Annotated in this window: 10 protein-coding genes; 6 read left to right on the top strand and 4 right to left on the bottom strand. The window is 61.9% G+C overall.

From position 1 onward, the window contains the following. Positions 1 to 65 precede the first annotated feature (65 nt). The 3 genes from A5759_RS01465 (at position 66) to A5759_RS01455 (ending at position 2,302) form a co-directional block, all read left to right on the top strand. Positions 66 to 923: a bile acid:sodium symporter family protein gene (locus tag A5759_RS01465; protein WP_068193012.1), complete on the top strand. Its 858-nt coding sequence runs from the start codon at positions 66 to 68 to the stop codon at positions 921 to 923. A gap of 253 nt (positions 924 to 1,176) precedes the next feature. Continuing rightward, positions 1,177 to 1,356 (top strand): hypothetical protein, encoded by a 180-nt coding sequence (locus tag A5759_RS01460; protein WP_231984498.1) that lies wholly within the window; start codon positions 1,177 to 1,179, stop codon positions 1,354 to 1,356. A gap of 28 nt (positions 1,357 to 1,384) precedes the next feature. Then, positions 1,385 to 2,302 (top strand): trypsin-like peptidase domain-containing protein, encoded by a 918-nt coding sequence (locus tag A5759_RS01455; RefSeq protein WP_082961910.1) that lies wholly within the window; start codon positions 1,385 to 1,387, stop codon positions 2,300 to 2,302. A 165-nt stretch (positions 2,303 to 2,467) separates the two neighbouring features. Here A5759_RS01455 and A5759_RS01450 read toward each other — a convergent pair whose 3' ends face one another. Beyond that, positions 2,468 to 3,106, bottom strand: a complete 639-nt coding sequence (locus A5759_RS01450) for a hypothetical protein (RefSeq protein ID WP_068193005.1) — start codon at positions 3,104 to 3,106, stop codon at positions 2,468 to 2,470. Between the two features lie 81 nt (positions 3,107 to 3,187). Between A5759_RS01450 and A5759_RS01445 the strand changes: the two genes are divergently transcribed. Beyond that, on the top strand, positions 3,188 to 4,168 hold the full coding sequence (locus A5759_RS01445) for a DUF2971 domain-containing protein (protein ID WP_068193002.1): 981 nt from the start codon (positions 3,188 to 3,190) through the stop codon (positions 4,166 to 4,168). Positions 4,169 to 4,284: 116 nt separating this feature from the next. Here the strand turns inward: A5759_RS01445 and A5759_RS01440 are convergent, their stop codons facing one another. Together A5759_RS01440 and A5759_RS01435 are read right to left on the bottom strand one after the other, a co-directional pair. Next, entirely contained in the window at positions 4,285 to 4,494 is a 210-nt protein-coding gene (locus A5759_RS01440; protein WP_068192998.1) for a hypothetical protein, read from the bottom strand. 111 nt (positions 4,495 to 4,605) lie between these two features. Next, positions 4,606 to 8,484: a DEAD/DEAH box helicase gene (locus A5759_RS01435; protein WP_068192996.1), complete on the bottom strand. Its 3,879-nt coding sequence runs from the start codon at positions 8,482 to 8,484 to the stop codon at positions 4,606 to 4,608. A gap of 335 nt (positions 8,485 to 8,819) precedes the next feature. On the opposite strand from A5759_RS01435, the gene A5759_RS01430 reads away from it, so the two are divergent. Both A5759_RS01430 and A5759_RS01425 read left to right on the top strand, forming a co-directional pair. Then, the gene (locus tag A5759_RS01430; protein WP_156616771.1) at positions 8,820 to 9,599 is read left to right on the top strand and encodes a hypothetical protein; all 780 of its coding nucleotides are present in this window, start codon (positions 8,820 to 8,822) and stop codon (positions 9,597 to 9,599) included. 91 nt (positions 9,600 to 9,690) lie between these two features. Next, the gene (locus tag A5759_RS01425; RefSeq protein ID WP_068192989.1) at positions 9,691 to 10,404 is read left to right on the top strand and encodes a serine protease; all 714 of its coding nucleotides are present in this window, start codon (positions 9,691 to 9,693) and stop codon (positions 10,402 to 10,404) included. A 269-nt stretch (positions 10,405 to 10,673) separates the two neighbouring features. On the opposite strand, the gene A5759_RS25445 is transcribed toward A5759_RS01425, so the two are convergent. Further along, positions 10,674 to 11,593: serine protease (locus A5759_RS25445; RefSeq protein WP_156616770.1), on the bottom strand; the 920-nt coding region annotated here is incomplete at its 5' end.

Here is an 11,593-nt window from a genome sequence, read left to right as displayed (position 1 = left end):
ATGTTTGGGAGAACACTTACCCGACGAATAGCGCACGGTTCGCCCTCAGAATCGAGGTCAGCGCCATGATGGCCGTCCTGCAGCACGCCGTGCCGATCGCCACCCTGATCTTCGTCGTGTCGAGCATGATTGCGATGGGTTTGGGCCTCAAGATCGGTGAGATCGTCGCTCCGCTGCGCAACCTGCGCCTCGTGAGCCTCTCGCTGCTGGCCAATTTCCTACTCATGCCCGCCGTCGCGGTGCTCCTGGCAAAAGGGCTGAGCCTCGATGAATCCTTCGGGGTGGGTCTGTTGTTGCTCGGCGCCGCCGCGGGGGCACCATTCCTACCCAAACTGGCCCAGATCGCCAGGGGTGATCTCGCCTACGGCGTCGCGCTGATGGTGGTGCTCATGGTCATCACCGTCGCCTACCTCCCGCTGGTGCTGCCCCTGCTCCTGCCAGGCGTCTCGGTGAACTCGGGACAGATTGCCCGCTCCCTGCTCGTGTTGATGCTGCTGCCGCTGGCCGTTGCGCTCGCGGTCAACGCCAAACTGCCCCGTGCCGCCGCCGTGGTCAGACCCTGGTGCGAACGGCTGTCCAGCCTCGGGCTGATAGCCGTGGTGGTGTTGCTGGTGGTGGTCAACTTCCACAACGTGCTCTCAGTGTTCGGCACCCGCGCCATCCTGGCTGGACTGCTCTTCATTGCGATCGGCTACGGGACCGGCTGGGCATTGGGCGGGCCGGCTGCCGGCACCCGACCCGTGCTGGCATTGGGCACCGCCCAACGCAACATCGCCGCAGCACTGGTAGTCGGCGGACAAAGCTTCACCGACCCCAGCGTGGTTGTCATGGTCGTGGTCGTGGCCATCGTCAGCTTGCTGGTCCTTTTGCCGGTGTCGCGGCGGCTGGCACACCGCACCCCGGCCCGCGATGGAGCAGGTTAGCTGGTCTTCCCGTCGACATTCGCTCGGACCGCGGACGCACTGCGGACGGCCAGGGGCGGATGAGTTGGCCTGTAAGCCGGATTCTGTTATCTGGGCGTTTGCACCGTTTGCTGTGTTGGCTCCGTCAGAACCATGCTGGTCACAGCGTTGGCTGTGTTGGCTAATGACGGCTGCCGCTAAATCTGCTGCGGACTGACTGCGGACCAGAACCGGCGCTCTGCACGTCGAGAGTGCGCTTGCCGGCCTTGCGTGGGTGGACGCTCGACTGGTCGCCGCCCCGGTGTCGTTCGACGCCTGCACAGCGGCCAATCCGGTCGGTTCGCTGCGCCGTCGTGCCGCCGCGGTGACCGCCGGCTGCGGTCTTCGTTGCGTCGACCCCGCTGGTGTGGCGCAGGCGCTCGACGTCGCCGCGACAGTTCTGGACCTGAGGTGAGCGGGGCCCCCAAGATTAGACTCGTTTGATGGCTGACCATAGGTTCTCCATCATCACTGACCCACTCGCAGCGCCGGCACACGGAAAGAAATTCACGTGTTCGTCGCTGAACATCGCGCCAGTGGAGGCCGACGCTGCGCCGCTTACGGTCGAGAATTACGAGTACTTCGACGGGGCGCTGCTCGCTGTGTGCGTCGGATACGGCGACACCTACAAAGTCGAGGGAACCGCCGTCATGATTGGCCTGGGCCTGGCGCTTTCGGCCATGCATGTGGTCGACGATCATCGGGATGCGCTCGCGGCCGGCGAGGCAGTAGTGCTTTGCATGGGTGTACGTGGTGACGGCACGGTTGCGGGTTGGCATTGCTACTCGATGGAAGGTCTTTCGAATGGGAGCGATCTAATATTGCTCTCGCTGAGTCTGGTGTCCGACATGCCCGCTGACGGCGATTTCGCCACGATTCCGCTCACGACACGCATCCCGCCTCCAGGCGACCGTCTCACCGTCGTCGGCTTCCGATTCGACGATGAACCTGTGGACGCCGATTCGGTGGACGATCCCGTTCCGCTCATCGGTTCGATGTACGTATCGCAAGGGGCCGCAGGGCAATTCAGCTATCCAATACACGATTCCGTTCTGGCGCCCTATCCGACGATCGAGGTGCTCAGTGGCACGCTAGGCGGGATGAGTGGCGGCGCAGTGATCGATGTCAACGGTCACGTCGTCGGGATTACGTCACGGGGCCTTAGCCATGACGACCAGATGGGGCCGTCCCTAGCGGCGTGGTGGTTACCGGCGTTGTTCTGGACCCCAATGCTTTCGTGGCCGAAGGGCATGCACGACGGCCCGAGAGCCGTCTCCGAGAACGTCACCGTCCGTGTCATGGGCCGCGAGTATGTCGAGATTGCAGAAGATGGGCGACTCATCCTGACTCACTGGACATAGCGCCACGGCCGGGTTGGTTGGCGCCGTAGTCAACTTGACGTCCGGTCCGCAGTGGCCTGCACGGCGAGAAAGCTGCTCGGCCAACCCAGCATCACGACCACGGAGCGGTACACCGCGGTCGACGACGACGAAGATACGGGCCGCGGCTATGTCCGCGGGTGCGCCCTAGACGTCTGGTCGATCCTCCGGCGTCTGATCGGCGTCACCACGTAGGTACTCGGCCAGCTGGCGCTGTGCGATGCGACGTTGGCGCCGATTGCCGAGATTGTCCACCGGCGCGACGCGTTCATTTGCCGTTCTCACTAGGCCAGCCACGGCGGCGCGCAGCTGCTGCGCGTGCTCCTCCATCCGAGCGACGAATTGCTCTGCATCGTCGGCACTCTGGATTTGGGGCCGGTCGTCGAACCGCGAGAATGCCGCTGCTGCAACGACCATTTCCTGCCAGCACCGAACGTCCATAACGGTCAACGAGCCAACGTCGAACGCGCGACGCATCCCCAGCAGCGCCGCTGCGTACGCACTTTCGGTCTCGCGAATTTGGGCGCTGATCGCTGGCAGGTTGTCCGCGCGGTCCTGCCGGATCTCGTCGATCAGGTCCGTTAGTACGCGACGCCAGTTGAGGGCACGCAGCTGTAGCTCATGAGCCGCGGAGACGATGTCGCCGATCGCCTGCCGTTGCGGGGCCCGGTACGCGTCGACGGTGCGCCGGTTCTCGCGGACCCACGTCAGTCCGTAGATGACGGCGCTGCCGAGGACGCCGCCGCCGATGTACGGAAGCGCCGCGTTCAACCATTCCGCCCCCATGTGCACGGAAGCATAGCCGCCGTTGACCTACACGCCGCGATGATGGGGCGTGCCGACCGACTGGCCCGTTAGGTTCATGACATGGGCATCGTCTACCACTACACGGACTCCCAAGCATTCAGAGGTGTCGTCGAGAACGCGGCGCTGTGGGCCACCGACTTCAGGTACTTGAACGACTCGCAGGAACTGGTGTACACGTGGGCGGCGTTCGTTAAGCGGCTCGAAAAGCTGGTCGCCGAGTCGAGCGAGGCTTGCGACGCGTATCGCGCGCAGCTTCAGGCGCTGAAGCTGATGAACGCTAGGAATTTGATGCAGTTCGACGACGCGATGTTCGTCGCGTGCTTCACCGAACTCGCCGACAGAATTAGCCAATGGACCCATTACGGCGCCATGGGTCACGGCTTCGCGCTCGGGTTCGATTCCGAACGTATTTCGGCGCTCCAGGTACCCCAGTACAACCGCGCCCCGGATGGTCAGCTGGACGGCCCCGTCATGGCAACCATCGCGGGCGGCCCCGAATCGGGTCAACAGACCGAACTCAAGTGGAACGCGTTTCTGCAAAAAGTCAGGTACGGCGACGCCGCGCGCGACCTGGTCGTCGACGGGCTCATTGACACCGTAGAACGAATTGCAGCAGACAGCGGGAGTTTCGACAGCAATGTGGGCAATTGCATCTCGCAGACCCATGCCTTGGTCCACCGGCTGCCCCTGGTCAAGAACTCGGATTTCGAACATGAACGGGAGCACCGCATCACGATCACCGAACACTTCAGCGGGCAAAGCCTCAATCAGAAAGCGGCGCTGCGAAGCCTGGCGCGGCAACCCTTCATAGCCTGGGCGTCCGGCGAGCTAGTGACGGTGGATGTGCAGTTCCGCCCGCATGAAACGAAGGTTTTCGTACCTTATGTGAGACTGCCGTTCGAGCGCGATGCGCTAGTCAACGTCATTATCGGGCCCGTTGTAAACCATCACCTTGCCGCGGCCACTGTGAGGCGAATTCTAGATCGAAATGGGTTCCGGCACACGCAGATCGTTCCGTCTGAATCGTCCCTCCAAGGTTGATCCTGCCGTCTTAACGTCCTTACTGAGCTGGTCGTGATCGGGTGCCTGCGAGGGCGACAGCGCACGCGATGACGCGGCCGGCCAGCGTCGACACGTCGGCATGGTTGGCGCCGGAGTCAACTCGACGATTGTTCCGCTGCCGCCCGCGCAGCGAGGTACGTCTGCATCGCCGGCCCTGTGTAGATCCGGGCGTGCAGCATTCGGCGATACCCGCGCATCCACAGCTTCGCGAGGTTCAGGGAGCGGCCGGCATACGGGTTGCGGTCGCCAGGCTCGGCGAGTGAGCCCTCGTACAGTGCGCGCGTCGCCTCCTGCCGTATCGTCACCTGGCAAGCAAGAGGGCACGCTGGCGTCGAGCGGCGGATCCCGCGCCGACGACGCGAAGCACGACGTATGTCAGGCGCCAGAAATCACCCCGGAGGCAGTCTGCTCATCAACTACCGCCTGGGCTTCGACGCCCTACCGTCCCATGCCCAGCCGGGCAACGCCTCCAGGCATTTGCGTCGTTCCGGGGGCATGCCGTTAGCGAGTGCATCGCGCCGTTGAACGCTGACCCAGAGTCCTAGTCGTATCCCCTGTTCGACATGCTTTTGCGGCACTCGTGTGTGACCCTCACGCGCGGCAAACTCCTCAAGGAGTGCGTACCGCTCCTCCCAAACGTCCTCCGACAGGGTCCACGTCCACCCAGGTAACTTCTCCAACCTGCGTTGCCGTTCGGGACTCAACGTGCCCTTCCTGTAGGCGGCTTTTTGCGTGCCTATCCACGAGCCGACTTGGACTCCGTCGACGGAGTAGCGATTGGGAACCCGAGCAGTGCCATGGCGGTCCGCATACTGCTTGAGGAGTTTGTAGGTCCGCTCCCACTGGTCGGCTTTCGAGTCCCAGGTCCAGCCGGAAAGCGACGCCAGCCGGCGCGCCCGATCGTCCCTCAGCCTTCCAGCCCTGTAGGCGGTGCGTTGAGTGCCTACCCAGGCCCCCAGCGAGTAGTCACCATGTCGATACCTTGGCGGGGGTGTGGCACCGTCGTGGAGGTTCATGTAGTCCACGAGATGTCGGAAGCCTTCCTCCCACTTCGATTCGTTGACATCCCAGACCCAGCCGGGCAGCGACTCCAGTCGCTTCACGTACTCGGGCCTCAGGGAGCCCTTGGAGTAATTCGTTCGCTGGTTGTTAACCCAACTGCCGAGCCAGTATTCGCCTTGCATGAAGGAGTGCGGCACGATGCAGTCGCCGTGAGCTGCGGCGTACTCCTGAACCTTTGCGAAGCCCTCCTCCCACGCGGCCACGTGGGGGTCCCACACCCACCCCGGCAAAGCCTCCAAACGGGTTGCGCGGTCATGCCGTAGAGAGCCTCTGGCGTATCTGGTCCGCTGTGTCTGTACCCAGTTCGCCAACTGATCGGCCTCGCCGGAGCGGCGATTGGAGCGTGGTACGCGAGCGCTGCCGTTGACGCGAACATGATCCTCAAGCGCGGAATACCAGTATTCCCATTGGGAGTCGCGCGGATCCCAGGACCAGGCGGGCATTGCCTCTAACCGCGCCTGACGATCCTCGCTCATCTCGCCGTCACGATAGACCGTGCGCTGGATGGTGACCCATTGCCCGAGTTTGTAGCCGTCGGCAGACCTACATGACTGCGAAACGAGGGCGTCACCATGCTGCTGGACGTACTCCTGAAGGTGACGAAATCCTTCCTCCCACTGGTCGGTGACGGCGTCCCAGATCCAGTCGGGGAACTCCTCCAGTAGGCGAACGCGAGCAGGGTCAAGGTTGCCCTTATTGCGGTGGTACCGCTGTTGCGCTACCCACTGTCCGAGTCGGAGTCCGTCATACTTCTCCAATGCGGCTAGTCGCGTGTGGCCATGTTCGGCGACGTACTTCTTCAGTTGCCCGTACCAGAAGGGCCACTTGTCGTTTCTCGTGTTCCATGTCCAGCCAGGCAGTGCCTCTAGTCGCTGTATTCGCTCTGCAGGAAGGTCACCCTTCTTGTACGCGGAACGCTGGGTGGTGACCCATGCGCCGACGTGGAAGCCGTTGATAGCGCCGTCCTTCGGGACGAGAGCAGTACCGCTCTTCGCTACATAGTCCTGAAGTCTTGCGAAACCTTCCTCCCACAGGTCTTCACGCGGATTCCATGTCCAACCGGGCAACTCCTCTAGTCGCCGTTGACGTTCATCTGAGAGGTTTCCTCTGTTGCGATGTGATCGCTGCTTCGCTACCCAGACTCCAAGCCGGTTCTCGCCAACGGCAAACGCGATCGGCGGAGATGCTTCACCGTGCTCGGTGACATACCTCTCCAGCAGCCCGAACCAGAACTCCCAGGGTGCGGTAGTCGCATCAACCACATGGACCTGAAAGGCGTTGACAAAGTCTTTGCCTACAGTGGCCGGCACGTCGACGCGAATCTTGCTTGGGAGCTGGGGCCTACTGCCCTTGCGGCCCATCTCCCGTCGCAAGGTGTCGAGCTGCTCACCGAGCTCGGTGTCGTGCGCCCGGAGGGCCTGGATGACATCCCACACCGGCTTGAAGGCCGAGGAGTCCAGAGCTGCGTGGGGATCTTCCTTAGTGTCGATGAACACGGGGATGACGACGGTGCCGATCGTTTTGGTTTGGGATTTGCGGATGGCGCGGCCCACCGCCTGCACGATGTCGACCTCTGCGCGGCGCGGGTCAATGAAGGCCACACCGTCGAGGGCCGGGACATCGACGCCTTCGGCCAGACATCGCGCGTTGGCCAGCAAGCCTCGTTCTCCGTCATCGAGTCTCTTGAGGTGTTGGATCAGGATGGCGCGTTCGCCGGCGGACATCTCACCGGAGGCATACTTCGACGACAGCGAGCCCTTGGGGCGATACTGGGCGGGCATCCAGTCCAGTACGGCAGGCATCGCCGCCGCGAACTCCCGCGCGGCCTTGACCCGGCTGTGGAAGCTGATCACCCGGTGAAGGTCGAACTTTCGCATGGCCTTCGCCAGGCCGATCTGCCCGGCCAGTGAGCGGGCGTCGGTGATTCTTTTGCCGTCGGGGGTCACCAGGGTGCCGCGCCTCGCCCAGTCGAGATAAGTGGCGTCGTCCACGCCGATGACGGCCACTTGGTAGTCGGTGAGCAATTTGCGGTCGATGGCTTCACTGAAACTCAGCCGGTGAAACAGATCGCCGAATCGGGTGTGGTCGTCCATGGAGGCGATCTCGTAGTCCGCGTCTTTCGCCTCGCGCAGTATCCGCCCGGTGAAGTAGCGCGGCGTCGCCGTCATGAACAGCCGCCTGCGCGCCCTGATTTTCTCTTGGTCCAGGACCGTGGCGAAGTCTGATGACGCTGGTCCGGCGCAGCGGTGAGCTTCATCGGCGATGACGAGATCGAATTGTGGCACCCGGCTCAGCCTGAACGCTGCGGCGATCTGTGGGGAGGACTGATAGGTGGAGAACACGACGCGTGAGCCTGACCGCTTCCTTAGGAAGTCTGCGATCACTGTTGGGTCGGTGGTCACCGGCACACCCATATCGCTGGTGTGCGAAACCGCTGCGTCTTCGCCGAGACTGCCGACAGTCTCGTCGCTGCACACAGGCAGCGCAGCGAAAGGGTTCTTCGGATTGGCGGTCTGCCACTCCCGCATAGTCTGCTTCAGTAGCGACAGCGAGGGCACCAAGACCAGTGCACGTTGAGCCTTGAGTCTTTCGGTGATGAACCAGGCGGTCAGAGTCTTGCCGGTGCCACAGGCCATGATGAGTTGGCCGCGATCACTGGTCTTGAAGCACTTCACAACGTCGTTGATGGCGGTGCGCTGGTAGTCCCAGGGCTTTTTGGGTTTCGGCGGCTTCGACGGCCTCAAAGCAGCCGGGGTGCTGGGCCAGTCGAGGCAGTCGTCGGCATCGCGCAATTGAGTTAGACCGATGAAGGGGATTCCGAGGTCATCCATCAAGCGTGTGGCGATGTGATGGCGCTTGTCGGTTGTGGCGATAAGCATGCGGTGGGTGAACTTCGACCGGCTGGACTCGGCGACGAACTTGTCCACGTCACGCTTGCTGATCCTGTGCGACGGCGCGTACGCCTTGGCCTGGATCGCCCACAACTTGCCGTCACGGTCCTCAGCGACCAGATCGATGCCGGCGTCTATGCCCGTCCGGCCTGGCCAGTCGTCCCACAGCCACACCCGCCGTAGCAGCGGCTGGTAGGTAGGATCGTTCGTCAGAAACCACTGGCAGACGTACTCGAACTGCTTCCCTCGCTGTCGATTATCGTCTGCGTCGAATTTCGCCATGAGATCGCTGAACGTCCCCACGGCACCGAGACTAAAGGCTTCGGATTTGCCGTCCGCCATGAATCGGTCAGCTAATTGCCGCAGACGTGTGAAAACAGCAGAGTTGTCGCATGAGAAAGCCGCTACCCGCGCATCCATGGCTTCGCGAGGGCCAGCGACCGGCCGGCGTACTGCGGCGGTACCAGGCTCAGCGAGCGAGCCTCCGTACAGGGCGCGTCTTGCATCGTGCCAGCACCGTCACCCGCCAAGCATGCGTCGATCGCGATGACCAAGCGTTATACCGCGGATGACGACGATGAGATTCGCAGTGATGCTGGCCTCCAGCGCATGTCTTTGCGGGCACACTGAGTGATGTGTCAGCAACGCTTAACGCCGATGAGCGCGCCATGCTGTCTGTGCTTGCATCGACGTTCGACATCTTGCGCGAATGGCAGAAGCGAACCGAGAACGCGTATGTGCCGTTGCCGGACAGCGCGCTTGCAGAAGATGCCGAGGGCTGGCCCTTCTTCCCCGTATCCACGGTCGCTTGGTCGGGGTTAATCGCTGCGAGCGATCACTTGAGTGCGATCCGCAGCCATATTGAGGCTCGTGACCTGTTTCCGCTTGCCCATTTGACGCTTTGTCGGTCTGCACTGGTCGGCGCGGCCCAGGCGACGTGGGTGCTGGCTCCTAACGACCGGCAGGAGCGCGTGCGCCGCGGTAGGACGGTGGCCAGCTATCTGTACAAGTACCACCTAAACTTTCTACGCAAGCTGCAGGGTTCGTCTGACGAACCCCACATCGGCACCGACGCGGTCGCTGCGCTCGTCGAACAGCGTCGAGGCGAGCTGAGAGCGATACGCGAGGCGGACGACGATCGCAGCGAGTTGAACACCACCGAGATGATCGAATCCGCGGCGTGGAGCGCGTTCGCCGAACAGAAGAAGGTGGACGAAACGTTGCTGGCGTGGCAGGGCGGGTCGGGTGCAGCTCATGGGCAGCCTTGGCCGCTATTCGGTACGCCCGGAACCGTGCAGAAGTCCGTACCTGCTGACGGCCTAGCCGAGTTTCAGGCTGGCGGATCACTGGTCCGCATTGGGAACTACTACATGGCGGCCTTTTACTTGACCGAGCACGCCTGGACGTTGTTCGAACGGCGGTGCGCGATCGCAATGCCCGGGCCGCCCACCGTTTGAAGCTTGTGGCTCCGCCTCGCAGGCCGTCTCAACGGCATGTGTGTCACCGAATACCATCTTTCGCGGAGGCGATGACCGTGGCAGTGGTGCTGTGAGTGACGGCGACTTAAATCCTCGCGACGCGATCGTGCCGTTGTTCTCGGTCGGTAAAGAGTCGCCGGTCGAATTTCTCGGGACCGGCTCGATCGTGGGCGACGGCTCAATACTGTTGACGGCGGACCATGTGATCAGTGCTTGGCCGCCGGACAGTTTGCGGATCGGGGTCCTCGGTCGCGGAATGTTCGAGGCATCCGTTATCGAACGCGATTCGCCACACGACCTCGCTCTGCTTCGGATCGCGGACTACAGGCCCGAGCGACCGTTGACTGTTGAATTCGATGAACCCGTGTACCAGAACAGTCCACTGATGACGTACGAGTACGGAACCACAGTCGTTACAGGCACTTCGATGAATTTCAATCCGGCTACGCGGCTAGGCCACATGACGCGAAGAATGGACCTTCAGGACACATTGGGACCGGCGGGTGACGGTGCCATGGAGTTGTCGTTCCCGGCACTTCGCGGCGCAAGCGGAGCCCCGGTTATGTTCGACGAATCTGCGGGACGCTTACTGCTGGGTAAACCAGGCTTTGGGATCGTCGGAGTGATCGTGGCGAATGCCGCATACCATCTGCTGCCCGCCCAGATCGAAGCGGTTCTGAGCCAAGACAATTCGTCCTACGAGGAAGTTCGCTACTTGCTGCCCCAGGCTGTTGCTGTAAGCGTCGAGCACTTGCGGCCGATGTACGAACGCGCTATGAGTTGATCGGTTCAGTTCGCGGACAATCCCTTTTGATTCGGGTCGCGCATCGTGAATTGCCACGGGTCATCCGCCGCGACGGCTTCACGGAGCGCCGGGTCGTATTGCGCCGACCAGTTGCAGTAAGCAACCCGTACTAGGTGGCCACGCGTCTCAGCAGACTTTCCATATGCTGGGATTATCCGGGCAAGTTCGGCTGCGGTGTTCCTCATCGAAAGGGCGTTCAAATAGTCGCCATGTAGATGAATGATGCAATGCTGCACGTGTGTAGGGTGCTAGAGATTTAGCGGGTCTTCGAATGTCATCAGGTGTTCGAGCTGGTAATACTTCAAAGCGCGTCGAATTTCGCTTGCCGGTATGCCACGGTAGAACGGCTCAGCCTGCTCGGTCCGTTCAGTTGGGTGCTCGCCATTCTGACGCGAATCGGTACCTCTAGGTCCGGGTGAGCGAGTGACTAACGCGAGAATCTCAGACCATGCTGCGTTCAGGGTGGGAAACCGCGGAGTTGCGTTAGGAGTCAAGGCCCTCTCGGTTGGCTCGACCCCGAAAGACGGCGTTAGTTGGGCACTTTCGTGAACGATCCCGATCACCCGGCCGTCGTGCGCAACAACCGGTCCACCGCTGTTACCGGGACGGGCTATAGCCGAGTATAGGAACGCCTTTGTTCGTTCAGGCCGATCCCAGGGATCGGCGTCGTCTGGGACCACTGCTGGCACCTCAGCGAGGGGCTTGACCACTTCTCCGCGCTGGATTACGAGGCCAGTGTCTACCATCCACGAGACGCGTGGGTAGCCAAGTACAAAGACTTCATCCGCCCAAGCGGGGTCGCGGAAGACCATTCCAGGCGTCGGTTTCAAGGCTGGCGGAGAGACCTGGATGATTGCAACATCTAGATCTGGGTGATCGTCAAAAAGGCGAAAGTTGTGTGGGATTGAAGAATCCGCTGATCCGGGGCAGACGATCTGCAGCCGGTGACCTTTCAACTTCCGGACAACGTGTTTGTTAGTGAGAATGTGTCCCTCGTCCAAGACCAGTCCGCTACCCCAGTGCGGACTTTCGAGCGAGCTTACTTGGACCGTTATATTTCTGTACGCCTCAATGATCAGGTTTGGGCCGATTGAATCGCCCTGGAAATGTTGGAGGCTCCTGACCTTGGAAACGAGGATGCAGGTATGCCGAAGGAACAGTCTGCCGG

Origin of the sequence: Mycobacterium sp. 852014-52144_SCH5372336 (assembly GCF_001665615.1) — a bacterium.
Taxonomy (GTDB): Bacteria; Actinomycetota; Actinomycetes; order Mycobacteriales; family Mycobacteriaceae; genus Mycobacterium; species Mycobacterium neumannii_A.
The sequence above is the reverse complement of the archived record's forward strand: the minus strand, read 5'-3'. Positions and strand labels throughout refer to the sequence as shown.

Bases quoted from the DNA above. Each gene is read 5' to 3' on its own strand.
- A5759_RS01465 (WP_068193012.1), top strand. From the start codon at position 66: ATGATGGCCGTCCTGCAGCACGCCGTGCCGATCGCCACCCTGATCTTC.
- A5759_RS01455 (WP_082961910.1), top strand. From the start codon at position 1,385: ATGGCTGACCATAGGTTCTCCATCATCACTGACCCACTCGCAGCGCCG.
- A5759_RS01450 (WP_068193005.1), bottom strand. From the start codon at position 3,106: ATGGGGGCGGAATGGTTGAACGCGGCGCTTCCGTACATCGGCGGCGGC.
- A5759_RS01445 (WP_068193002.1), top strand. From the start codon at position 3,188: ATGGGCATCGTCTACCACTACACGGACTCCCAAGCATTCAGAGGTGTC.
- A5759_RS01435 (WP_068192996.1), bottom strand. From the start codon at position 8,484: ATGGCGGACGGCAAATCCGAAGCCTTTAGTCTCGGTGCCGTGGGGACG.